Genomic DNA, 23,493 nt, shown 5'->3' with positions numbered 1-23,493 from the left:
GCCTTAGCTAAAAAAACAGCGTATCATTTGGGTTTCAAAGAGCGCGATAATACCGCAATATGGCAATTGGTGGAATGCTTCTAAGCTAATGGGTTTAATCGGTTTATTTTTTATCACAGCAGCGTATTTACTGGGTTCTATATCCAGCGCTGTATTAATTTGTCGAATTTTTAGTCTGCCCGATCCTCGCCATCACGGTTCTAATAACCCTGGGGCCACCAATGTGTATCGCTTAGGCGGGAAAATCCCCGCTGGATTGGTACTGGTCTGCGATCTGCTAAAAGGCACCGTCCCAGTATGGTTAGGCTATTATGCGGGTCTCTCCCCGCTGGTACTCGGTTTTGTCGGCATCGCGGCTTGCTTAGGACACATGTATCCCATTTTCTTTCATTTTGAAGGCGGAAAAGGGGTTGCGACCGCCCTTGGTGGCGTTTTACCAATTGGTCTCGATCTCGCTGCCTTGTTGATCCTCACTTGGCTAATAATCCTAAAATTAAGAGGTTACTCTTCGTTAGCCGCAATTATCTCGGTGAGTTTAGCACCATTCTATACTTGGCTTATCAAGCCTGAATACACACTGCCCGTCGCGATGCTCTCTTGTCTGATTATCATTCGTCATCAAGGCAACATTCATCGTTTACGCAACCACACCGAAACCAAAGTCATCAAAAAAGACTAAGCCGCTCAACTTTGCATCGCTAGAGAAGATATCGACAAAACAACGCAAGGCTTGTTCGCCAACAAACGAATAAAACAACTGACAACGGCAAGCCCATATAAGCCACAAAATGGCCTCCGCGCTCGTTCTGGAATGAGGCGTTCAAAGCCACCCCATCGAACACAATAATCTATAAGGGGTTTGCTGCAGGCAACTCGTCTAAAGGCCAACGCGGCATGGCTTTCACCGATAAACCTTGCGTTTGGCCCGCTTTAAAACGCTGCATCCCCGCATAAGCGATCATCGCACCGTTATCGGTACAAAATTCAGCGCGAGGATAAAACACCTGACCACCGCGTGATACCAATAATTCACCGAGCTGTTCGCGTAAAGCTTTGTTTGCGCTCACACCGCCGGCAATCACTAAACGTTTTAAGCCAGTTTGTTTCAGGGCGCGACGACACTTAATAATAAGAGTCTCAACCACGGCTTGTTGAAAAGCCAAAGCAATATCGGCCTGAGTTTGTGGATCTTTGCCCTCGCTATCGATGGTATTTTTGGCGAACGTTTTTAATCCCGAGAAGCTCATATCTAAACCGGGACGGTCAGTCATCGGTCTTGGAAAGACAAAACGCCCGGCAGTGCCTTGTTCCGCTAAGCGGCTCAACGCTGGGCCGCCAGGATAATCAAGACCCAGTAACTTAGCGGTTTTATCGAAGGCTTCACCCGCCGCATCATCAATAGACTCGCCTAAAATTTGATACTCACCAATCCCATCGACTTCCACCAACAATGTATGCCCCCCCGACACTAATAGCGCTAAGAACGGGAATTCAGGCGGATTTTCTTCCAGCATTGGCGCAAGTAAATGACCTTCCATATGATGCACTGCCACCGCCGGTTTATCCCAGGCCATCGCAATACTACGCGCGGTGAGTGACCCCACTAACAAAGCGCCAACCAAACCGGGGCCAGCAGTATAAGCTACCGCGTCAATATCATCGGCACTACAATTGGCTGCTGCCATCGCTTCTTTAATCAGTGGAATAGTCTTACGAATATGATCGCGCGAAGCTAACTCAGGCACCACCCCTCCGTAATCGGCATGCAATTTTACCTGACTGTATAAAACATCGGCCAATAAGCCTTGCTGATCATCGTAAATAGCAATGCCGGTCTCATCACACGAAGTTTCAATACCTAATACGCGCATAGTGTTGCTTTTCCTGCTTGGTTACTGGCGTCAGTAACGTATAATCTCGCCCAAAGGCCTGCCAAAAATCGCAGCTATCTTACTTGTTCAGCGCTAATTTCACCAGTGACTTACAAATAGGCTTTACATTACCCCTCAGTTCGGCTTAAAATTCCGCACCATTTTTAAACACTCAGGCTGATATTTGTTCGGCCGTTAATAAACCGGAAGGTGATAGGCATATGCCAATCGTTAAAGTACGTGAAAACGAACCATTTGACGTAGCTCTACGTCGTTTCAAGCGCTCTTGCGAGAAAGCAGGTATTCTTTCTGAAGTTCGCCGTCGCGAGTTTTATGAAAAACCAACTACAACTCGCAAACGTGCTAAAGCGTCTGCTGTTAAACGTCACGCTAAGAAATTAGCACGTGAAAACGCACGTCGCGTTCGCTTGTACTAAGCGCAGTTAATAACCTATGTCATTAAAAGCGACGCTACAAGAAGAACAAAAAGCAGCCATGCGAGCCAAAGACAAATTACGTCTTGGCACACTTCGCATGTTGCTTGCGGCAGTTAAACAGGTAGAAATTGACGAACGCATTACCCTAGAGGACGATCAAGTATTGAGCATCCTCGTGAAACAGGTAAAACAGCGTAAAGATGCAGCTGAACAGTTTTCAGCCGCTGCTCGTCAAGATTTGGCCGACAAAGAACTCGCTGAGATTGCTATCTTGGAAACGTTCCTTCCTCAAGCGCTTAGTCCAGAAGAAATTGCCTCATTGATTGATGATGCAATCGCTAAGTCGGGCGCGGCTGGAATGCAAGATATGGGTAAAGTGATGGGGATCTTAAAACCTCAGGTGCAAGGTAAGGCAGACATGGGCGCGATTAGTGCCGCCGTCCGCAGTAAACTCGCCTAAGCCCATCTCTTAAATTACTCGAGCAAGCCGTGTACTCCATGAGTTCACGGCTTGTTTGTTTTCTAAAAACCGAAGACGAGGCTAAATGGCTGGAAGAATAGCGCAACAGTTTATTGATGACTTATTGGCTCGCACCGATATTGTTAGCCTAATCGATCAGCGTGTGCGTTTAAAAAAAGCCGGTAAAAACTATTCCGCTTGCTGCCCCTTTCATAACGAAAAATCACCCTCTTTTACGGTCAGCCAAGACAAACAGTTTTATCACTGCTTTGGTTGTGGCGCCCATGGCAACGCCATTAGTTTCCTGATGGAATACGACAAACTTGAGTTTGTTGACGCAGTGGAAGATCTCGCCAGCCAAATGGGCGTAGAAGTTCAGCGAGAAAACAGCAACGATAGTAAATTTGACCCAGCCAAAAGCCAACAGCAACGCCAGCAAAGTAAAGATTTATACGAACTAACCGCGCAAGCCTGTCGCTTCTTCCAACAACAATTACGAGTGCATCCAAATAAACAACAAGTCATCGACTACTTAAAAGGCCGCGGCTTAAGTGGTGAAGTGGTGCAACGTTTCGCCGTTGGCTACGCATCAGATGAATGGGATGCATTAGGTAAAACCCTCGGCGGCTCGGCACAAGCCAGTCAGCAATTGGTGGATGCGGGTCTTTCTATCGAGAATGAAAAAGGTCGTCGCTATGACCGTTTTCGTGATCGGATCATGTTTCCAATTCGTGATAAACGCGGCCGTTATATTGGCTTTGGTGGTCGAGTTTTGGGAGATGGGACCCCCAAATACCTTAACTCACCAGAAACCAGCATTTTTCATAAAGGTCGCGAATTATATGGTCTGTATGAAGTTCGGCAGGCCTACAAACAAGTGCCACAAATTTTAGTAGTGGAAGGCTATATGGACGTGGTATCGCTCGCCCAATTTGGGGTCGATTATGCGGTCGCGTCACTGGGAACCTCTACCACCCCAGAGCATTTACAGATGCTGTTCAGAGCCAGCGAAAAAATTATTTGTTGTTATGATGGTGACCGGGCCGGACGAGATGCTGCATGGCGAGCCTTAGAAAACGCCTTACCCCACCTACGCGACAATGTAGAACTTAAGTTTATGTTCTTACCCGATGGTGAAGATCCCGACACGCTGGTTCGCCAAGAAGGTAAAGATGGCTTTGAACAACGGATGAACGATGCGATGCCGCTGTCGCGTTTCTTATTTGAACGCCTCGGCCAAGACATCGACATCAGCACTGATGCCGGAAAAAGCCACCTCGCGTCGAAAGCTTATCAGTTAATCTCTCAGGTGAACGCCAGTTTTTACAAAGAAACTTTACTCACCGAGCTGGCCACCCAAAACCGAATGCTACGTAGCCAGCTAGAAAAAGAACTAGCACAGTTAAAACAAGCGGAACGCAGCCGACCCAATGCACAAAAAGCACTTAGCTTAACACCAATGCGTAAAGCCATAGCAATGCTCTTGCAGCGGCCAACTATTGCCAATGACTTACCGCCAAGCCCACAACTGAGCCAGGTCAATATTAAAGGAATGGCCTTGCTACAGCGGCTGATTACCGAGATCCATCAAAAACCAGATATTACCACCGCGCAGCTCTTAGAACGCTGGCGAGATTTACCAGAGCAAAAACACCTTAACGCTTTGGCCAGCTATAACTTGGAAATTGACGAATCAGGTTACCCCGATGAGCTACAAGATATAATCGCCAGCTTCATCGAACAACTGTTGCTACAACGTTACGACCAACTCAATATCAAATCGCTGAACGGCACACTTAGCGTAGAGGAGAAGCGAGAAATGCTACAATTAGTTGTTGAATTAAAGCCTTAACTCGGCTGTTTAAGTAATAAACAAAAAGATACTATATAAATGCCTTTAATATAGAAATTTTCACCCATACTTGATATAATTCTTCGTTTGCGCTTGCAGCGCTTACGTTTATGGTTTTGCTAGCTTAATCTACTTCGGATGACATCTATGGAACAAACCCCACAGTCTCAACTCAAACTCCTTCTCGCAAAAGGTAAAGAGCAAGGCTACCTAACTTATGCAGAAGTAAATGACCATTTACCTGCTGATATCGTAGATTCCGATCAAGTTGAAGATATCATTCAAATGATCAACGACATGGGTATTCAGGTACATGAAAACGCACCTGATGCCGATGACTTATTGTTGGCGGAAAACACGACCGACGAAGACGCAGCAGAAGCTGCGGCTCAAGCGCTCGCCACGGTAGAATCAGAATTAGGCCGAACGACTGACCCTGTACGTATGTATATGCGTGAAATGGGTACTGTTGAATTGCTAACTCGTGAAGGCGAAATCGATATTGCGAAACGTATCGAAGAAGGCATTAACGAAGTTCAGCGTAGCGTTTCTGAATACCCAGAAACCATCTCTATCTTGCTCGATATGTACGATAAGTATCAGGCAGAAGAGCTTAAAGTCAGTGACATCGTCAATAGCTTCATCGACGAAAACGAAGTCGCCGAAGCCGCGCCCACCGCGACTCACATTGGCTCAGAGCTTGAAGAAAAAGATCTTGAAGACGAAGATGAAGACGACGAAGACGAAGAAGAAGAAGACACAGGCCTAGATCCTGAACTCGTCAAAGAACGTTTCGAAACCTTGCGTGCTCAATATGACAAAACTCACGCAATGATTGCCAAACATGGCCGGACTTCTAAACAAGCGAAAGCCGAGATTTTTGAACTTAGCGAAATCTTCCACACTTTCCGTTTAGTGCCAAAATTGTTCGACAAACTGGTTGCCAGTATGCGCCGGATGATGGAGCGTGTTCGCACCCAAGAACGTCTGGTTCTTAAACTTTGTGTAGAACAAGGTAAAATGCCGAAGCAAGCCTTCGTTAAAGCCTTCTCAAAAGATGAAACCAGTGACGTATGGTTTAACGAGCATAAAACCTCTGCCAAAGACTATGCCCCAGCGTTAATGGAAGTCGACGAAGAAGTTCGCCGTTGTATCTTCAAGCTAAAATCAGTTGAACAAGAAACCGGCCTATCCATTAACAACATCAAAGACATTAACCGTCGTATGAGCATTGGTGAAGCGAAAGCTCGCCGCGCCAAGAAAGAAATGGTTGAAGCCAACTTACGTTTGGTAATCTCTATTGCGAAGAAATACACCAACCGTGGTTTGCAATTCCTCGACTTGATTCAAGAAGGTAACATCGGCTTGATGAAAGCGGTGGACAAATTTGAATACCGTCGGGGTTACAAATTCTCGACTTACGCCACCTGGTGGATCCGTCAGGCAATTACTCGTTCTATTGCCGACCAGGCGCGTACGATTCGTATCCCGGTTCATATGATCGAAACCATTAACAAACTCAACCGTATTAGCCGTCAAATGCTTCAGGAAATGGGCCGCGAACCCACGCCAGAAGAATTGGCAGAACGGATGTTAATGCCTGAAGATAAGATCCGTAAGGTGCTTAAAATTGCCAAAGAACCGATCTCCATGGAAACCCCGATTGGTGATGATGAAGATTCGCACTTAGGTGACTTTATTGAGGACACCACCCTGTCGATGCCTGTTGATGCAGCGACCGGTGAAAACCTCAAGTTTGCCACTCAAGAAGTACTGGCAGGCCTCACCCCGCGTGAAGCAAAAGTACTGCGGATGCGCTTTGGTATTGGCATGAACACCGACCATACGCTTGAAGAAGTGGGCAAACAGTTTGACGTTACACGTGAACGTATTCGTCAGATTGAAGCGAAAGCTTTACGTAAGCTTCGTCACCCTTCTCGTTCTGAGCAACTTCGCAGTTTCTTAGACGAATAGACCGCTAAACGGCGAATAAATAGGCGCTTAGATTCAAACGCATAGACAAGGCTGAGACTATTTTTTATAATCCAGCCTCGTTGCTAAAGCCAAGCGCTTAGCACCACAAATTCGGCCCTTTAGCTCAGTTGGTTAGAGCACACGACTCATAATCGTTAGGTCCACAGTTCAAGTCTGTGAAGGGCCACCACATACAAAGGCGTAGAAGGTTAGTAACCACTACGCCTTTTCTATTTTTACTATCTGAGTAGCGGATAGGCAGCAGATTTCCGAAAGAAAACTGTCATCTCCTATATTTCTTCAGATTATCGAGTGAATTTACAATGGGGGGAGGCTGAACAGCCAATAAACGTGGTCCCTGCAGTCTCGCCACATTTTACCAAGCGTTCAACGGTAATCCTCCCATTATTAACCGCATTTATTCGTAGAATTCATGCTGCCGTTTTTAGTGGTGGGAACCCTCCATTTGCAAGGTGTGGTCGTTGATGATTGTAGAACCATAACCATTGGGTCGCCCGATCTTGAACCTCTTCAAGTGTGTCAAACAAATACTTACTCACTAAGCCAAACCTCATAGTACGGTTGAACCTTTCTATATACGCGTTTTGTTGTGGGTTCCCTGGCTGAATATAATCGATTCGAATGTCGTGGTTGTTGGCCCATTTAATAAACGCATGGCTAATGAACTCAGGACCATTGTCGCAGCGGATCGCAACAGGTTTGGTTCGTTGTTCGATGAGCTGCTCTAAGATCCGAGTGACTCGTACTGTGGGCATTGAAAAATCAGGTTCTGACGCCAGACCTTCACGTTTGTAATCATCTATCACATTGAATAAACGGTACTTCCGGCCATCAGATAGCTGATCATGCATAAAGTCCACGGACCAAACTTGGTTTGTTTTAATCGGCTCTTTAAGAGGCTCTGGCGTATGGCGATTCAGGCGTCGTTTTGGCCTAATACGTAAGTTTAGAGCCAATTCGCAGTAGATCCGATAAACCCGCTTATGGTTCCATGTATACCCTTTAACGTTCCGCAAATGGTGAAAACACAGGCCAAAGCCCCAGTCAGAGCAGTCTTCACTGTTGCACAGCGTTACTAACTCTTGAGCTATCAACTCATTCTCAGGTTGAAGCTTCGATTTATAGCGATAGCAGGTCTCGCTGATCCCAAACCAATAGCATGCACTTTTAATGCTGATGTGATAGTTCGCCACCGAACGCTGAGCCATCAATCGACGCTCACAGGGCTTCACCACTTTTTTGCCATCGCCTCTGAGATCACCTCTGCTTTAAGGCGTTCTTCCGCATACATCTTTTTAAGCCGTCGATTTTCATCTTCGAGTTCTTTCATCCGCGCCATAAGGGATGCGTCCATACCACCGTATTTCGAACGCCACTTGTAAAAGGTTGCGTTGCTCATTCCATGCTCACGACAGAGCTCAGGAACAGGTGTACCAGCCTCAGCCTGCTTGAGAATAGATAAGATCTGACTGTCCGTGTAACGTGACTTTTTCATGTTGAATCTCCTGTATTTACTATACGAGAAAATTCTACTTTTGCATGGGATTAATTTTCGGGGGGATTACCCAACTAGCTCAGTCACCAGATGTCTTTCAGCAACTAATTCAAAGCCTCTCTTAATGAATCAACTAAGTTTAAGAATATCGTTAACTTAATTATTGCTGTTAAATACTAGCCTAGACATTCAAACTCTGAGCATGGGCATATTTACACTAAATTGTTTCACACAGGGAAAAAACACACCTATAGACATAATAAATATTGCAGTTTGTTAATTTAGTGTTGAAATTATAGTATTGGTTCTTTTGCCCACATATCTAGTAGGTCTAATAACCCTTCTTTTTCCACCCGCCCAATATCTGCTCGGCTAATCATTTCTTTAAGTGTATTTTCGTAATCACAGTTATAGCGGTCAACTCCTGAAAGATAGTGAAATATCGGGTGTATATCGTTAGAATCAGCGTACAAACCAAAAGCCCCTTTCCAGAATGGCAATTCAAGAAGAGTTTCAAAATCATTAGCTTGAGTTCTACTTAACCTCATAGCTACTAGGCTTTCTTGGAACCTGAAGTGGCCGAACGTTAAAATATTCCCACTATTTATCTGGATTAGTATATTGCATGGACAAATCAACTCAGACAAACAACTTTGAACCGCATGTGGTTCAAGGCCAATAGACCGATCTTTTAACAACCAAGATAATGCTTCATCAAACTCCACTTGCCTTAGGCCCTTTTCATGCATTTTCCAAGCTAATAATATAGCGACTCCTTGTAAGTTCTCTTTTAGATTCTTCTGTCTAATAATATTTTTATAATGGTCATACTCTCCAGTGAGCAACAAAAATCGTTTTTCATAAAGCTTTGATTCTTTACTTGGAACTCTGACCCCATGCTCAGCTAATGCGCAAGCAATTGTGGCAAGTAATGGATTACTGAGAACTTCAAATAAATCATTACTCTTTATTAGATTCACTACTTTATTTGCCACGTTTTTTGATGTACATACGTTTGTTACAAATTCAAATAACTGCGTTTCAGTAAAAGGCATCAAGCAAATAGATGTAAACCCCATATCCTTTACATAATCATAGTTATCTCTACTCGATACAATAACTTGACTACAAGGATTTGCTAATTTGAATGACTTTATTCCATCAATAATATCAGGGACATGTGTAATGACCTCGTCTAGCCCGTCTAATACTAACGGTACTTTTTCAAGCTTTTCCCTCGCTTCTTCGACATGTTTTGCTGTTGGGGTTATTTTCCTAGCATACAAAACAGCTTTAACCAGACTATCTGGAGATACTTTTCCCTTTTCCTTAGTCACATATTTTTTAAAAGCTTCTCGCTCTTGGGCCAGTTCAATAAAAACACAGGGACCAAGCTGAGACTGATTACCATGCCAATCAAGGCCATGAAATAATTAAAGTATTGTGGCTGAGGGTGTATCAATATTTGGACCAAAGCAAAGAAAGCGGCTCTCTCTTTCTCTGGATATAAATAAAGGTGCATTCAATGTTAAAATGCTATACCTATAAAATGTGAATTAGGTTATGTGGCATTCTTACTAATAGAACGCTGAGCCATTAAAAGCACAAAAAACTAGAACCCTAAGTACTCTTCTGAGTAGAGTCAAAATTAAGAAGTAACTCTTCTCACGACAAGCCGACTAAAATCATCCATGAACAGGGGATTTTCGCAACGTGCTTTTAGCAACAGTTACCGTTTTTTTATCTTTTCTGTCAAGCAAAACTTCCTTACTGTACAGCCCAGTTTTTTTATCATCAGCTAATGATTCTAAAAAAATATGTTGTAACTTATTTGCACTATCTATATTTCCACTTTCTCTTAAATCATTAATCATATATAGCAATTCAATTTTTGAAGATACAGACGACATTACGCAACCTCCGAAAGTACAGCATTACAAATAGAGACTCCTTCATTATTTAGCCTCAGTAAGTTATCTTGAATGACCTGTTCAATCTGAATATAGCTCAAAAAATAAAGCATATCCTTATGATCCAATTGGTGCTTAACAGAGACTCCTAGAGACAGGACAGGTTTACCATCTTTATGGAGTTTTTCAAAAATCATAGTAATATAATCTGTCCATATATGATGACTACCGGTGTCAAATGCTGATTTTCTATTGGCACTATAAACAACACTTCTTTTAGACTCCGACGCTAAAGCAATTAATCCTTTGTTAGCAGGGATTTCAGTTAGCGTTTCATTGTAATCTTCACCTGACCGGTGGACAGCAATAAATTTATCGTAAGTATTATTATTATCGTTAAGTATTCTAAAATGAACTCTCACATCACGCCAGTCAAACAAATATTGACCTATGTAATAACAGACACCACTCAAGTATGTTTTGAGTATTTTGTTATTACTATATGATCCATCATTATAGGAATCATCATTCAAATCTTGAATAAAAGACTTAGTAAAACAGCTCAAGTGATGTTCAAACTCAGAGATAGACTTGATATAACGAGGTAACAAGTGAAAAAAATCCGATTTTATTGGAAACATAAAATTATGAGGAATTTCAATTTTATGTTTCTTCTTTAAGATTTCATCCACGTCATCCTGAATTGATTCTAAGTGTTTTTTTTCTACATCCAGTTTTGTCTGCTCTATATTTAAGCGAAGCTCTTGAGCATCTAATTCTTCTTTCGCTTCTTTGATAGCAGCAACATTATATTGCTCCTCCAAACTTTTAGATATTTCTTCCTTCTTACTAGTATAATATTGGTCTATGGCCTTTTTATCACCAAGTAAAATCTCCCAAGTTTGAATCTTGTATTTTGTTTCTTGTTTTTTAAACGATCTCAATGCTATAGCCATAGTAACAATAAACACTACCAACCAAGAGGTGAGAAAATACACAAAAAAACTAGAATTATCTTCATCATTGACACCAAATAATTCGGAAAATGCGACAAACTCGGCTATTAAGATGCCTGCCCCTCCGCTTAGCGAGAAAGCTTTTACCCAACGGGCATCAAAACGGAGCAACATTATCGACGAACCAATGCCTGTAACAGCTCCTATGAGCACGAAAGCAAAAACATCAAACAAAACCAATTCCTTTCACGGGTACAATTATAGTAGCAATATTGCATTTAAATGAGAAATTATGCGCTTAGTCCCAACAAAGCGCTCTTAATCTGTATTCTACATTTAATTGTCTTATTAGTCAGCTAAACCATGTTTGATTAGCTCTCATAAACGAATTTTTCCAAAGAGTTAAAGTGGACATCCATGATAAAAAACACAAACATTGTTAGTTTAGACTGTTATCAGCATTCTTATCACGCTTTGCCAATCACTCGACCAACTGTGCCCCACGTTTAGGGCAAAGCTCACCAGATTGTCTCTGACAGCTTTTTCAGCAACTAATTCACGAACATTAGCTTTGTGCTTAAGTGATGTTTGAAAACCTCTTTTAAGCTTCAATTCCTCAAGCTTAGCGGTAAGCGCTGTAACTTCTGGATCACTAAATTTGCTCTCCTGCTTCGAACAAATGTAACGCAGGCAACCACGTATATGCGTGACATTTTTAGGCATAGCGGTTTTGAAAGTGGCATCAACGGTAAAATGGACATCCATGATAAAAAACACAAATATTGATAGTTTAGACTGTTATCAGCATTCTTATCACGCTTTGCCAATCACTCGACCAACTGTGCCCCACGAGCCTGTAAATTAAATTGTGAAATTGCTTATAATTAGGCCTGAACAGGCTAAGGATAAGCAACATGGATAAGAAAGCTCTCGAAGCATTTGCTCGTGAAGCCGCTAAGTCAATCAAGACCCCTCAGATCTAGATGACTTTCGTAAAATGTTAACCAAGGTGACTGTTGAGACAGCGTTAAATGCTGAGCTTGATGACCACCTCGGTTATCAGAAACACGCTGAAAAGCCCGATAAGAATAGTCGTAATGGTTATTCATCCAAGACTGTATTGAAACTGCGAAGGCTTGAGGAGAGAATACCCTCACAACGACTTTAGATTAAGAAGAACAATATGCCTGATAATCAGCTATCGCTGGACAATCAAGTGTGTTTCGCACTTTACTCCGCTTCACTCGCAATGACACAACTTTACAAACCAATGCTGGAACCTTTGGGGCTGACATATACTCATTATCTGATTTTGCTTACATTGTGGGAAGAAGACGGTATTGGCCTTAAAGATATTGGTTCAAAGTTAGGCCAAAAGTCAGGAGCTTTAACACCAGTGATAAAGCGAATGGAAACGGATGGCCTAGTACAGCGAGTTAGATTGCCTCATGATGAACGATCGTTAAGTGTCCGATTAACGTTAAAGGGACGTTCTTTAGAGAAAGATGCTCGAAATATCAACACATGTATTGCTGATGCTTGTGGTCTGGAATCGGAAGAACTCATTGATTTAAAAGATAAAATTATCCTTCTTAGAAAAAATATATCAAATCAAATAAAATAATAGTTGTGCGATAATAGTTATTGCGATAACGTTAGTCCCAACGGAGCACCCATATGTGGGTTCTCTTTAACGCAAATAGTTATCGCAATAATCAATTGAGGGCAATTTAAATGAAGTCAATTTATACCACACAAGCAACTTCGACTGGTGGTCGTGACGGACAATCCAAATCGGAAGATGGCAAACTGCTCGTAAAACTTAGTACGCCCCAAGAACTTGGTGGACTTGGAGGCGACGGTACCAATCCAGAACAACTCTTCGCCGCCGGCTATTCGGCTTGCTTTATCGGCGCGATGAAGTTTGTTGCGATGCAAGACAAGATCCGATTACTGAATGAGCCTACCGTGACTGCGAAAGTCGGTATAGGCGAAAATCCACAAGGTATCGGTTTTGCAATTGCTGTAGAACTTCATATTTCTCTACCTGGATTAGAGTATGAAACCGCATTGGCACTGGTCGAAAAAGCGCATCAAGTATGCCCATATTCAAATGCGACTCGTGGAAACATCCAAGTTGAACTAATTGTTGCAAATTAGAATTCATTGTTGAAAAGGCATTTAGACTAAAAGGAAAATGAAATTGACAAAATCTATTTTGGTAATGGCATTGTGTGCGAGTAGTTTCGGGGCTTTTGCTCATTCAGGTTCATACGGAGTTGAACCTCATACTCAAAGCTTCTTACAAGCTTTGGAAGGAGGCCAGCCAATTGAAACGATGACACCAACAGAAGCCAGAGCAGTATTGACCGGTGCGCAAAAAGGAGCGGCTTTGGCACCTGCGTCAGTTAAAAGTTATACCATTAACGTTGATGGTCAAAAAATAGCTATTAAAGTGGTCAGACCCTTAGAAGCGGAAGGCAAACTTCCTGCTTTCATGTTTTTCCATGGAGGTGGATGGGTGCTCGGTGACTTTCCTACACACGAGAGACTGATTCGAGATCTAGTGGTTCGCTCTGGTACAGCTGCAGTATATGTTGATTACACACCGTCGCCTGAAGCGAAGTACCCAGTAGCAATCAACCAAGCTTACGAGGCAACGAAGTGGGTGGCGGAACATGGTGATCAAATCAACATTGATGGTAGTCGTTTGGCTGTAGCGGGCAACAGTGTTGGCGGGAATATGGCGGCAGTTGTTGCTCTGAAAGCCAAAGAAGCCGGAACGCCTAAACTCCGATTCCAATTGTTACTATGGCCAGTCACGAACGCCTCGTTTCAAACTTCTTCCTATGATCAATTCAGCAATGGTCATTTCTTAACGCGTGGAATGATGAAGTGGTTTTGGGATAACTACACAACGAGTCCGGTTGAGCGAAATGAGATTTACGCATCACCTTTACGTGCATCTCTTGAGCAACTTTCCGGTTTGCCGGATACATTGATTCAGACCGCAGAAAAAGATGTACTACGAGATGAAGGTGAAGCTTATGGCATCAAGCTTCAGCAAGCTGGTGTTAATGTCACTTCCGTTCGCTACAACGGTATGATTCACGACTTTGGTATGTTAAACGCGCTATCAACTACCCCCGAAGTTCAAGACTCATTGACGCAAGCTGCACAAGCTCTTGCTAACCATTTAACAAACTAAGTTCTAGACATCTTATTGATAGGTGCTTTGCGGAACCAGCAAAGCACCTCGTTTATAATTAATTTTCAATTCGCAGCACAAGTAATTTGAAAGTGCATTCATACTTACAACATCAGCAATTTCAGGTCGCCCGATAAATTGAGAGTCGATTGATCTAGTGGTCAACTAAAATTGGCCACCGTTTATAGTTTTCCCAATACAGTCGTTCAGACTCATTGGGAGAGTTAAAGTGGACATCCATGATAAAAAACACAAACATTGTTAGTTTAGACTGTTATCAGCATTCTTATCACGCTTTGCCAATCACTCGACCAACTGTGCCCCACGTTTAGGGCAAAGCTCACCAGATTGTCTCTGACAGCTTTTTCAGCAACTAATTCACGAACATTAGCTTTGTGCTTAAGTGATGTTTGAAAACCTCTTTTCAGCTTCAATACCTCAAGCTTAGCGGTGAGCGCTGTAACTTCTGGCTCACTAAATTTGCTCTCCTACTTCGAACAAATGTAACGCAGGCAACCACGTATATGCGTGACATTTTTAGGCATAGCGGTTTTGAAAATGGCATTGCCCACAAAGCATACTACGGAGATTTTGATGACCCAACGGATCTATCCTTAGATAACAATTTGGAACACTATGTGCCCCTCGACAATAGAAATCTGCGGCCAAGATGAACGCAGACTAGATTGTAACCATACTGTGGTTCTGTCGTGGTCATGGGAATGCTATTTCCCCCCTGCCGAGTCCTCGCATGCACTATGCTTTAGTATAATCAACACTGACTAAGCAAAACGATGAACATACTGAAACGCCTCCGATTAAGCGCAATCACTTACAACCGAGGGCACCTCGACATCATGGTGAAATTCACGCTAATGGCGTGGCTGCTTTTCGGTAGTCTGCATGCAAACAGCAATCCTGCTACATTGCGCCTGTACACCAATATATCGCCTCCCTATCAAGAAATACAAAACAACCAACTGGCAGGCAGTTCGGTTGAAATTTTAGCGTGTTTGATGGAAACACTCGATTGGCCCTATGCGGTTCAAACAGCGCCCTGGAAACGGGTTTACTCCCGGGTTAGAGCGGGTGAAGCAGATGGTTTTTTCACTTCCCTCCCTTTCCCTCAAGCCAATGACTTTGCTGCATTGTCCTCCCCGGCTGCCTTAGAGAAATGGTACTGGTTCTATACGTCTCCAGAGCTTGTGAAGGATAAGGTTGGCATTGTGCGTGGCGCCACTGTCGATCTGTGGCTGCAAGCTGCCTATCCGACGATTAAAGTGCAACGAGTGAATACCCTAGACCAGCTGGTCAAACTACTGATCAAAGGTCGGGTTAATAGCATTTTGATGGATAAGCAAACCTTTGAGAACGTGCAAAAGCAAACACTAGGAAAGGAAATTAACTCGCAATTCGAAAAATATAGTCCGTTGGGTTTCTACTTTTCTAAAGCCTACTTAGCCAATCACCCAGACTTTCTCGACGCGTTTAATCAGGCGTTGCCGAGGTGCGTCAGCTCACTGCCCACCCTGTCCAATACTGAGCGAGTCCTGATGGAGCGAATTGCCACAGAGAAAATCAGTGAATGGGTCAACAACCCGCAGGTGATCCGTGCTGTTGAGCAAAGTAATCAGCGCACATCTTCATTAACAGACGCCAACCTCGCTGACTTAAATAGCGGCCTGCAAAAGATACCAACACGGTTACAAGCTAAAGTTGACTCAATGATCAATAGTGAGTTATCCGACTACCTCGAAGAGATCGCCGCTAACTCGGCAGGGCTTTACTTAGAGATAATCGTGTTTGACGCGCGAGGAGTGAATGTAGGGCAAAGCCAACCAACGTCCGACTATTGGCAAGGAGATGAAGCCAAATACAGCCAAACCTACTTACAGGGTAACGGTGCTATGTTTATCGATGATATTAACTATGATGCCTCCACACGCAACTTTCTGGTACAAGTTAGTCTGACCATAAGCTCCGCAGCAAATGATAATCCGATTGGCGGGGTGACTATTGGTATCGATATCGAAAAAGCGCTAATGACTTACTACTCGCCTAACGAGTAACCTATTAATGACAACTTCAAAATAGCTTAACCAAGAGTTAAAGTAGACATCCATCGAGTGCCGCGTTCAACATGAATAGTTAAAGTAGACATCCATGATAAAAACACAAAGACAGTAACAACGTTAGTGAAGTGAACACCACTGCAATCATTTAGTCCTCTGGCTGTTCTCATGCCAATTAACGGGTAAGTTTGCAAAAATGGCTCATTTCGTTGATTTTTGAAACAATACACGCCTCAGCAAAGCTGATGGTTCAGACATAGTTCGAAAGCAAGCTCGCGCTTAAGCGCGATTTAGCAAACGTTTGCAGCAACTTAAACCGGCCGTTCGTTTATGTCCCATATACTGACTCCCGTTTAGACTGTTATCAGTATTTGGTTAGTTGGAATGGGTGTCTTCTTTAACTCCCGCTAGGCATACTTATTCGCGCAAAGCACAACCATGCCAACATAACTGAAAGCATAAATACACCACAGCCAATAAATGAAGAAACACCCAATAAGTACATCATCAGCTATAACAAAGTGCTATATGTCAGCCACTAACTCAGAGAAAAAGATGGATAAAACTAGTAATATACCTAACATTGCTATTGCAGATCCCCAAAGCCATAAAGCCAAGTACCAATCTCTTTTTGTGGCTAATTTACGTGTAGCGCTTACTGGGACAAATTGATAGTTTTGATCATTCATTCTTTCTGTTTTAAATAAAATAATCGTGGCATAACTCAGCACGCGGAATCCAAGCCCATCCCAGTCAACCCTTTCAATACCTAATTGATTAAATTCTCGTTCTATCCTTTTCATAGTCATATTTGAGAAAACTAACCACGCTATCATCATCGAAATAGCAAAAATAAAAAAAGCTAAAAGTAGCCAATCAGATACAGCTATCATTAAAGCGACCTCGGCACATAATTAAACACGCCTTCCCTATCATAAAGTTTTGAGACTCCATATTGCGCCCACTTGTCACCCTGAAGTGCCGCTAAATATGTCGCTCCAATACCAATACCAATTGCAATAACCCACCCTACAGGCGTAGCAGTTAGGCCGATAGTGATAGCTGCAGCAGTCACAGCTTTGGCAGCGGCAGCTCCTGCTAAAAATCCCATCGATAAACCCGCTGTTTGCACTACCGCAGTTTTCTGCCAATCTTTACCTTGTTCAAAATCCGCCTGCACGATTTTACCTCGTCTATATATATCGTAACCGAGAAGAAGATGACCAGCTCCTTTTAGCCCCAATGACATCCGCTTTAGGCTTTGTAGCTCTTTAACGTTTGTCACTCTAATTGGCGCATCCGTACGTGCACTTTTAGCTTTATTAATTCCACGAGTAGCATTATTAAGCACCGTTCCTTTACGCGCTTTAACCACCGATGTAGCTTTAGTTAGTTCAGTGCTAAAGACTTCATTAAGAGACTTCCATGCTGTGCGAGCACTAGACTCTAATTTCATCATCTGTATTTTAGGTAACTTAGCTTGGTGCCCGGCTCTCACCGCCATTAAACTTCTTTCGTAAACTTTCAAGCTGTTCTCTAAAGCCGCGCCTCGATTCTCTAGTAACCCTACACCTGCACTCGCAAAATTAACCTTTTCTTTATTCACCCATTGATTCAGCTTGCTGGCCGCAGGCGCAATCTGCTGGTCAAACAGCTCGGCTAATCCAAGTGTTATGTCGCTACCTAGTTGAGCATTTACATTGGCTAACGAGCGACGGTGACAAGAAGGGATAGTTTGCAGTTGTCTGCATTGCTGCATTGAATTGGTAGGAGTGCTGCTTCCGCTTGAGCGAACAATGTAAGGCGTTCCTGCATGAAGAAAGCCACCAGATTGCAAAGAATTATCATTTAAGAATGTATTAAACTCTGCTTCACTCGCAAAATCAGCAGGCTTTAACTGACGGCTCCGAGTACTAAGATAAATCTCCGCTTGTTCACTCACAGTTTGTTCCTTTTACTGTCAAAACAGAAATGAAGGAACACGGTAAATTTAAATAACAAATAAGTCAATAGCAATCAGAAGAACTATTTTAGTAATGACTTGCTTAGAGCAGCTAGTATGGGCATCCACGGTAAAAACTACTTCGCTTAAGCAAGGTTTTTTGCATTGGACGCCCCCGTTTAGCTTATAAATCAGGCCTAAACGGTGCCCGTTAGGCTTCATCGGCGTATATCGCATCGCAAAGTGTTTTCATACAAATGCGGATCCTCACTTAGCTTAGTAAGTCGGCAAATTCTTGATGAAGCGCTTTTCCCTTATCGGCTAAATGATCCAGTAGCGACAACATGCTGCGATTAATGATCCGCTCGGCAGGAAAGGCGTTCGCCTCTAGTAGCCCCAAGGCTTTATCGAAGCGGCCTATGTCGTAGGCGATGTGCGCATCTGAACCAATACTTAAAGGCGCATCGTGTTTTTTAGCCAGTTGAATGATCTGTTCACAATTGGCTTCGCTGCCCTTACGAGAATGAATAAACGAACTGTTATTAATTTCCAAGGCTACGTTATATTCCGCCGCCGCTTTGACAATGGCTTCAGCATCGATAGGAAAGCTGGGGTTGCCCGGGTGGGTGATTACATTCACCAGCCCATTTTTGATGGTATTAAGCATGGCTTCGGTGTTGATATAAATGGACTTCGGTTGAAACACTTCCTGATGAAAGCCACATAAAATGATGTCCAATTGAGCCCGCATGCGCTCATTACAATCAATTTCTCCCGCTGGCGATTTGATATTGGCTTCAATGCCGCGAAGAATGCCAATGCCCTGATCGACCCGAGGAAACAAGGCGCAATTGATAAAGTGCCACTCATGAGGGGCATCGGTCATGTCTGGCCCGTGGTCGCTTACCGCAAACATCTTAATGCCATTCTGTTTGGCATAATGAACATAGTCGTGTAGGGTACTATAAGCATGGGTGCTGGCGATGGTATGTAAATGCAGATCGACTTCGGGTTTGATTTTCATAACGACCTCTAAAGTATGAAAGGGGAATCAGCAAGTTTATTGTGACTAAGATCCGTTCTGCCAACAAGTGAATAAGCGCTCTAATTCCATATCAACCATGTAGCTATAGATAAGAGCAAAGCAGCACCAGCAGACCATAACTACTGTAGCTTTAGTTAGTTCAGTGCTAAAGACTTCATTAAGAGACTTTCATGCTGTACGAGCACTAGACTCTAATTTCATCATCTGTATTTTAGGTAACTTAGCTTGGTGCCCGGCTCTCACCGCCATTTAACTTGTTTCGTAAACTTTCAAGCTGTTCTCTAAAGCCGCGCCTCGATTCTCTAGTAACCCTACACCTGCACTCGCAAAATTAACCTTTTCTTCATCCAGCCATTGATTCAGCTTGCTGGCTGCAGGAGTAATCTTCTGGTCAAATAACTCGGCCAAACCAAGTGTTATGTCGCTGCCTAACTGAGCATTTACATTGGCTAACGAGCGACGGTGACAAGAAGGGATAGTTTGCAGCTGGCGGCATTGCTGCATTAAATCGCTAGGTGCGCTACTCCCGCTTGAGCGAACAATGTAAGGTGAACTTGCATGAAGAATACTGCCAGCTTGCAGCGCGTTATCACTTAAAAAGGCATTGAACTCGGCTTCATGTGCAACGTCATTCAATTTTACCTGACGACTTTTCGTACTCAGAAAAATCTCCGCTTGTTCACTCACTATTTAGCCCTTTAATGGGTAAATGACAAAAACATAAATTAAACACTATTAATCTTGTCGCCAATAAAGTTTGATTTAAAAGCATTATTTGCTCGATAAATCAGCAAAAGTCGCTGACATTTCTAGAGCAGCATAAGGTCAGTTACCACGCTGTCAGAGCTCTATAAACAATCAATGTTAGCTTGTTGTTTGTTGAAACAAGTCCCTAGCCAATGAGTGAGAATTCTCGCTATGGCCCTATTCAAAAACCACGCCCTAGAGTCTCTGGTTAAACTGACTCACTACATCTACCACTTGTTGCGCGCCACTTTGAATATCTTCCATCATCTGTCCAGCTTCAGTCGATAACTCTAGTGCTTCGCTAGCCTTCAATTCACATTGAGAAATCAAATTAACCGCGTCGCCAGTTCGTTTGAGATTTTCTGAAACCATCATCACAATTTCTTCGGTCGTGGTATTCGTTCTCGATGCTAGTTGGCGAACTTCATCTGCAACAACAGCAAACCCACGCCCCTGCTCTCCAGCGCGCGCGGCTTCAATCGCCGCATTCAGTGCCAGTAAGTTTGTTTGATCGGCGATACCACTGATACTGTTCACCAATTCACTAATTTTTTGAGAATGATCATTTAAGGCGGCAATACCTGTGTTCGCTTCACTCATGTACTCTGCAAGCTCCTGCATCCTCTGATTGGTAGCCTTAATCACCTGTTGTCCTTGAGATGTTTGATGTCCAGTTTTCTCTGACACTTCATTGGCTAATTGAGCCGCTTCGGCTGCTGATTGTTCTTGAATCACTTGATCAGTAATCACAGTGGCGAACTTTACAACCTTATAAAGTTCTCCCCTATCGTTGTGGATTGGATTATACGAGGCCTCTAACCACACGGTTTGCCCCTGGCTATCAAGCCGCTTAAAGCGCTGCGATACAAATTGGCCACTCGCCAAGCCTCTCCAAAACGATTGGTACTCTAGAGAATTTGATTCTTCAGAGCTACAAAAAATACGATGATGTTTACCCACTATTTGTGCGTTGGTATATCCCATTGCGCTTAGAAAATTATCATTTGCCTTTAATATCACACCATCAATAGAAAATTCGATGACCGCAGCGGAACGATTTAAGGCATTCAGCATGTCTTCTTGTTCGCGCGACATTTGAATAGTTCGAGTTAAGGCTGAAGCAAATAAGCTATAATGAGTAAGCTTGTTACTACTATTTTTAATCGGTTCTAAAATAGCTCGCAGCCAAGCCTCTTCAGCATTGCCCTTGTTCACTTGCAGCGCGCCATCCCAATGCACCGCTTGCTCAATTGCTTGCTTCATTCGCTTGTAATGTTCAGTGTTTTTCGCTTGATCTGGCACCAGGTCGGTAATGTGCTTATTAATAAGATCCCCTTGCCTCAAGCCAAGTTCTTGTTCAAACCTTTTATTCACCGAAGTCACACGCCCCTTTTCATCCAGTGATATTCTCAACATTCCTTCTTCAAGACCAGCACGCGCTTGTTTAAGCATCTGGAGTTCTTCAGTTAACTTCCGGTTTTCTTTCAACAGTCGCTTATTAAAAAACATATTTCCCCCCGACGATCCGTAGACTTATATTTTGCATTCAAGCAAGCTAAGCCACCTATTGATAGTCTAGACAGCTGTGAAGGGATTGCCAATCAGAGAGCTTTTACTTTTGATTAATCCAATCATAGAACAAGCAACAGCAAGAACATCAACCATTATAAGTAATACTTAAAATAGCCATGACATGAAGGCGATTGTAGAATAAATTTGAAAAGACCAGAGTAAGTTGTGAAAACATATACTTTTAGAGCCGTATACAGCCTTATTTAAGTCAATTTAGTTCATGCTTGCAGCCTCTAAGTCTTCTACTTATGCACTCCGTGAGTTTGCTTATATTTTTGATATAATAGTATTTTTCAACAGCAGACCAGCAGTTTGCTTAATTACTTATTTGTTATTGTGGCGATTAGAACATGAATCAGAAAGTTAGTGCTCCAAAAGGGCAATTATTACTCCGAACCTTGGCCATGCCTGCAGATACCAATGCCAATGGCGATATTTTCGGCGGCTGGATCATGTCTCAATTGGATTTAGCGGGTGGTATTTTAGCCAAAGAAATTTCCAATGGCCGGATAGTCACCGTGTCGGTTTCCAGTATCACCTTTGAAAAACCGGTGAAAGTGGGCGATGTGGTGTGCTGTTATGGTGAGTGCAGTAAAATAGGCCGAACCTCAATGTCTATCGATCTTGAAGTCTGGATCCGCCAAGTGAAAGAAGATGATGTTGGTGAACGCTTCCAAGTTTGCCATGCAACCTTCAATTATGTCGCCATCGACAGCAATGGTAGGCCCCGCCCAATTAAAAAATCAGATTAATAACACATCATTAGAATATCAACAGCGCTTAGAATACTTGCCTCACTAAAAATCGGTAACTTACTTGGCTTAAAAGGAATGGAGATTACACCATGGTATTGATTTCACCAAAATCACACGCCCCATGGGGGCTTGCCATTGCTTTGTTTGCGGCCTTATTAAGCACCGCTTGCCAAGCAAAAATAAGCCAGAGTGATCCCTATTTAGCTTCGCTTAAAACCGATCTACAAACCAAACCATTCGACTTTGAAAAAGGCCAATTTCGCTGGATTAAGCTTGGGGATTTACGTCCCACTCAGGCGCTAATTGGCCATGACCAAGTGAATTACAAATTGGGGCGCTACCAAGCCGAACCACAAAAGATGTATCAAGAAATTTGTGAGTCTTATGGGGCAAGCAGCAACAAAGTAAAATGGAATGCACAGTCTTCCCCTTTGCAGCCAGCTAGCTTCAGCTGCTCACAAGCATTAGTCAGCCGCTCCAGTGATATAAAAACAGCCATCGTCGCACCCGACGGCCAACTTTACCTGACCGATGGTCACCATACCTTTAGCACTTTTATGGATATGCGCAGAGGAGGTGCAAACATGCCGGTACTGGTAAAAATTCAAGAGAATTGGTCAAAGCCAAGCATCCAAACCAAAACTCCAATGGCGCAATTTTGGCAAGATCTCGCTAGTAGTAACAATAGTTGGCAGTTTAGTGTTAAGGGCGCAGCAATAGATTACCAAGACATGCCAAAACATGTGGGTCGGCAATTTTTGGCCAACCAAGCTTTTCGCTCCCTAGTCTATTTTGCCAATGGCATAGGCTGGGATAAAACACTGGCAGCTCCAATTAATTTTCTAGAATTTCATTGGGGACAAACGCTGGCAGAAGACATCTCCATTGACCCAGCTCGTTTAAGCGATAGCGACTACTATCTCGCTAAAATAGAACAAGTTGCAAGACAGATGCTGGCCTATGCACCCGATAAAGTCATCGCCCAAAGCCACTACAGCGCCCAACAACTGGGACAAAAAAAAGCTTGGAACAAACAGAGCTCTAAACGCTTTAAGCAATTACTTTGTAAAGGCAAGAAAAAACATCTGGGTAAGCTCGGCTACGCCTTAAGCTACCAACACCCCGGCTTATTAACAGAGCTTTGCCACTAAGCCATGCGACTGCTTTGCTATATCA

The 23,493-nt window shown here is 43.1% G+C and carries 22 protein-coding genes, 1 tRNA gene and 1 pseudogene; 13 read left to right on the top strand and 11 right to left on the bottom strand.

Annotated elements, in window-relative coordinates; translation table 11 throughout:
- Positions 1–88: 88 nt before the first annotated feature.
- On the top strand, positions 89–679 hold the full coding sequence (gene plsY / locus ACRRS1_RS03565) for a glycerol-3-phosphate 1-O-acyltransferase PlsY (protein ID WP_432454530.1): 591 nt from the start codon (positions 89–91) through the stop codon (positions 677–679).
- Positions 680–848: 169 nt separating this feature from the next.
- Here the strand turns inward: plsY and tsaD are convergent, their stop codons facing one another.
- Positions 849–1,871 carry a tRNA (adenosine(37)-N6)-threonylcarbamoyltransferase complex transferase subunit TsaD gene (gene tsaD, locus ACRRS1_RS03560; RefSeq protein ID WP_432454531.1) on the bottom strand — a complete coding sequence of 341 codons (1,023 nt, stop codon included), beginning with the start codon at positions 1,869–1,871 and terminating at the stop codon, positions 849–851.
- A gap of 221 nt (positions 1,872–2,092) precedes the next feature.
- Between tsaD and rpsU the strand changes: the two genes are divergently transcribed.
- The 5 genes from rpsU to ACRRS1_RS03535 all read left to right on the top strand — a co-directional run bounded on the left by rpsU (position 2,093) and on the right by ACRRS1_RS03535 (position 6,784).
- Entirely contained in the window at positions 2,093–2,308 is a 216-nt protein-coding gene (gene rpsU, locus ACRRS1_RS03555) for a 30S ribosomal protein S21 (RefSeq protein WP_432454532.1), read from the top strand.
- Positions 2,309–2,324: 16 nt separating this feature from the next.
- Positions 2,325–2,768, top strand: coding sequence for a GatB/YqeY domain-containing protein (locus ACRRS1_RS03550; RefSeq protein ID WP_432454533.1), 444 nt, complete (start codon positions 2,325–2,327; stop codon positions 2,766–2,768).
- A gap of 85 nt (positions 2,769–2,853) precedes the next feature.
- A complete protein-coding gene (gene dnaG, locus ACRRS1_RS03545) occupies positions 2,854–4,620 on the top strand; it encodes a DNA primase (protein WP_432460921.1) in 1,767 nt (588 codons plus the stop codon).
- 147 nt (positions 4,621–4,767) lie between these two features.
- Positions 4,768–6,594: an RNA polymerase sigma factor RpoD gene (gene rpoD / locus ACRRS1_RS03540; protein WP_432454535.1), complete on the top strand. Its 1,827-nt coding sequence runs from the start codon at positions 4,768–4,770 to the stop codon at positions 6,592–6,594.
- Between the two features lie 113 nt (positions 6,595–6,707).
- Positions 6,708–6,784, top strand: a tRNA-Ile gene (locus tag ACRRS1_RS03535).
- A 241-nt stretch (positions 6,785–7,025) separates the two neighbouring features.
- Here the strand turns inward: ACRRS1_RS03535 and ACRRS1_RS03530 are convergent.
- The 5 genes from ACRRS1_RS03530 to ACRRS1_RS03510 all read right to left on the bottom strand — a co-directional run bounded on the left by ACRRS1_RS03530 (position 7,026) and on the right by ACRRS1_RS03510 (position 11,741).
- Positions 7,026–8,110, bottom strand: a protein-coding gene (locus tag ACRRS1_RS03530) for an IS3 family transposase (protein ID WP_432462919.1) whose coding sequence is annotated in 2 segments (ribosomal slippage) — positions 7,026–7,861 and positions 7,861–8,110 — 1,086 coding nt in all. Because the reading frame shifts where the segments join, the coding sequence is not laid out codon by codon here.
- Between the two features lie 293 nt (positions 8,111–8,403).
- Complete coding sequence (locus ACRRS1_RS03525; RefSeq protein WP_432468386.1) at positions 8,404–9,447, bottom strand: NACHT domain-containing protein; 1,044 nt, start codon at positions 9,445–9,447, stop codon at positions 8,404–8,406.
- A 348-nt stretch (positions 9,448–9,795) separates the two neighbouring features.
- Entirely contained in the window at positions 9,796–10,020 is a 225-nt protein-coding gene (locus ACRRS1_RS03520; protein WP_432468387.1) for a hypothetical protein, read from the bottom strand.
- Positions 10,020–11,210 (bottom strand): hypothetical protein, encoded by a 1,191-nt coding sequence (locus ACRRS1_RS03515; RefSeq protein WP_432468388.1) that lies wholly within the window; start codon positions 11,208–11,210, stop codon positions 10,020–10,022. The genes ACRRS1_RS03520 and ACRRS1_RS03515 overlap by 1 nt, the downstream gene beginning before the upstream one ends.
- Positions 11,211–11,420: 210 nt before the next feature.
- Positions 11,421–11,741 carry a hypothetical protein gene (locus tag ACRRS1_RS03510; RefSeq protein ID WP_432468390.1) on the bottom strand — a complete coding sequence of 107 codons (321 nt, stop codon included), beginning with the start codon at positions 11,739–11,741 and terminating at the stop codon, positions 11,421–11,423.
- Between the two features lie 149 nt (positions 11,742–11,890).
- On the opposite strand from ACRRS1_RS03510, the pseudogene ACRRS1_RS03505 reads away from it, so the two are divergent.
- The 5 genes and pseudogenes from ACRRS1_RS03505 to ACRRS1_RS03485 all read left to right on the top strand — a co-directional run.
- A pseudogene (locus tag ACRRS1_RS03505) lies at positions 11,891–12,099 on the top strand (transposase); the annotation flags it as partial.
- Positions 12,100–12,159: 60 nt separating this feature from the next.
- Positions 12,160–12,600, top strand: coding sequence for a MarR family winged helix-turn-helix transcriptional regulator (locus ACRRS1_RS03500; RefSeq protein ID WP_432468391.1), 441 nt, complete (start codon positions 12,160–12,162; stop codon positions 12,598–12,600).
- Between the two features lie 110 nt (positions 12,601–12,710).
- Positions 12,711–13,136: an organic hydroperoxide resistance protein gene (locus ACRRS1_RS03495; protein WP_432454538.1), complete on the top strand. Its 426-nt coding sequence runs from the start codon at positions 12,711–12,713 to the stop codon at positions 13,134–13,136.
- 37 nt (positions 13,137–13,173) lie between these two features.
- A complete protein-coding gene (locus tag ACRRS1_RS03490) occupies positions 13,174–14,184 on the top strand; it encodes an alpha/beta hydrolase (protein ID WP_432454539.1) in 1,011 nt (336 codons plus the stop codon).
- 794 nt (positions 14,185–14,978) lie between these two features.
- Positions 14,979–16,253, top strand: coding sequence for a substrate-binding periplasmic protein (locus ACRRS1_RS03485; RefSeq protein ID WP_432468392.1), 1,275 nt, complete (start codon positions 14,979–14,981; stop codon positions 16,251–16,253).
- 527 nt (positions 16,254–16,780) lie between these two features.
- On the opposite strand, the gene ACRRS1_RS03480 is transcribed toward ACRRS1_RS03485, so the two are convergent.
- The 5 genes from ACRRS1_RS03480 to ACRRS1_RS03460 form a co-directional block, all read right to left on the bottom strand.
- Positions 16,781–17,149: a hypothetical protein gene (locus ACRRS1_RS03480; protein ID WP_432464360.1), complete on the bottom strand. Its 369-nt coding sequence runs from the start codon at positions 17,147–17,149 to the stop codon at positions 16,781–16,783.
- Positions 17,149–18,198, bottom strand: coding sequence for a hypothetical protein (locus ACRRS1_RS03475; protein ID WP_432468393.1), 1,050 nt, complete (start codon positions 18,196–18,198; stop codon positions 17,149–17,151). Before ACRRS1_RS03475 ends, ACRRS1_RS03480 begins: the two co-directional genes overlap by 1 nt.
- 271 nt (positions 18,199–18,469) lie before the next feature.
- Entirely contained in the window at positions 18,470–19,216 is a 747-nt protein-coding gene (locus tag ACRRS1_RS03470; RefSeq protein WP_432468954.1) for a phosphatase, read from the bottom strand.
- Between the two features lie 276 nt (positions 19,217–19,492).
- The gene (locus ACRRS1_RS03465) at positions 19,493–19,930 is read right to left on the bottom strand and encodes a hypothetical protein (RefSeq protein WP_432468395.1); all 438 of its coding nucleotides are present in this window, start codon (positions 19,928–19,930) and stop codon (positions 19,493–19,495) included.
- A 255-nt stretch (positions 19,931–20,185) separates the two neighbouring features.
- On the bottom strand, positions 20,186–21,499 hold the full coding sequence (locus tag ACRRS1_RS03460) for a methyl-accepting chemotaxis protein (RefSeq protein WP_439022893.1): 1,314 nt from the start codon (positions 21,497–21,499) through the stop codon (positions 20,186–20,188).
- Between the two features lie 413 nt (positions 21,500–21,912).
- Here ACRRS1_RS03460 and yciA point away from each other — a divergent pair, with 413 nt between their 5' ends.
- Together yciA and ACRRS1_RS03450 are read left to right on the top strand one after the other, a co-directional pair.
- Positions 21,913–22,314, top strand: coding sequence for an acyl-CoA thioester hydrolase YciA (gene yciA, locus ACRRS1_RS03455; RefSeq protein ID WP_432454550.1), 402 nt, complete (start codon positions 21,913–21,915; stop codon positions 22,312–22,314).
- A gap of 92 nt (positions 22,315–22,406) precedes the next feature.
- Positions 22,407–23,468 carry a ParB/Srx family N-terminal domain-containing protein gene (locus ACRRS1_RS03450; RefSeq protein ID WP_432468397.1) on the top strand — a complete coding sequence of 354 codons (1,062 nt, stop codon included), beginning with the start codon at positions 22,407–22,409 and terminating at the stop codon, positions 23,466–23,468.
- Positions 23,469–23,493: the final 25 nt, after the last annotated feature.

Origin of the sequence: Agarivorans sp. Z349TD_8 (assembly GCF_050870825.2) — a bacterium.
In the GTDB taxonomy this organism is placed as follows: Bacteria; Pseudomonadota; Gammaproteobacteria; order Enterobacterales; family Celerinatantimonadaceae; genus Agarivorans.
The sequence above is the reverse complement of the archived record's forward strand: the minus strand, read 5'-3'. Positions and strand labels throughout refer to the sequence as shown.

Bases quoted from the DNA above. Each gene is read 5' to 3' on its own strand.
- plsY (WP_432454530.1), top strand. From the start codon at position 89: ATGGGTTTAATCGGTTTATTTTTTATCACAGCAGCGTATTTACTGGGT.
- ACRRS1_RS03510 (WP_432468390.1), bottom strand. From the start codon at position 11,741: ATGGATGTCCATTTTACCGTTGATGCCACTTTCAAAACCGCTATGCCT.
- tsaD (WP_432454531.1), bottom strand. From the start codon at position 1,871: ATGCGCGTATTAGGTATTGAAACTTCGTGTGATGAGACCGGCATTGCT.
- rpsU (WP_432454532.1), top strand. From the start codon at position 2,093: ATGCCAATCGTTAAAGTACGTGAAAACGAACCATTTGACGTAGCTCTA.
- ACRRS1_RS03520 (WP_432468387.1), bottom strand. From the start codon at position 10,020: ATGTCGTCTGTATCTTCAAAAATTGAATTGCTATATATGATTAATGAT.
- ACRRS1_RS03480 (WP_432464360.1), bottom strand. From the start codon at position 17,149: ATGATAGCTGTATCTGATTGGCTACTTTTAGCTTTTTTTATTTTTGCT.
- ACRRS1_RS03460 (WP_439022893.1), bottom strand. From the start codon at position 21,499: ATGTTTTTTAATAAGCGACTGTTGAAAGAAAACCGGAAGTTAACTGAA.
- ACRRS1_RS03485 (WP_432468392.1), top strand. From the start codon at position 14,979: ATGAACATACTGAAACGCCTCCGATTAAGCGCAATCACTTACAACCGA.
- ACRRS1_RS03550 (WP_432454533.1), top strand. From the start codon at position 2,325: ATGTCATTAAAAGCGACGCTACAAGAAGAACAAAAAGCAGCCATGCGA.
- rpoD (WP_432454535.1), top strand. From the start codon at position 4,768: ATGGAACAAACCCCACAGTCTCAACTCAAACTCCTTCTCGCAAAAGGT.
- yciA (WP_432454550.1), top strand. From the start codon at position 21,913: ATGAATCAGAAAGTTAGTGCTCCAAAAGGGCAATTATTACTCCGAACC.
- ACRRS1_RS03490 (WP_432454539.1), top strand. From the start codon at position 13,174: ATGAAATTGACAAAATCTATTTTGGTAATGGCATTGTGTGCGAGTAGT.
- ACRRS1_RS03500 (WP_432468391.1), top strand. From the start codon at position 12,160: ATGCCTGATAATCAGCTATCGCTGGACAATCAAGTGTGTTTCGCACTT.
- ACRRS1_RS03450 (WP_432468397.1), top strand. From the start codon at position 22,407: ATGGTATTGATTTCACCAAAATCACACGCCCCATGGGGGCTTGCCATT.
- ACRRS1_RS03495 (WP_432454538.1), top strand. From the start codon at position 12,711: ATGAAGTCAATTTATACCACACAAGCAACTTCGACTGGTGGTCGTGAC.
- dnaG (WP_432460921.1), top strand. From the start codon at position 2,854: ATGGCTGGAAGAATAGCGCAACAGTTTATTGATGACTTATTGGCTCGC.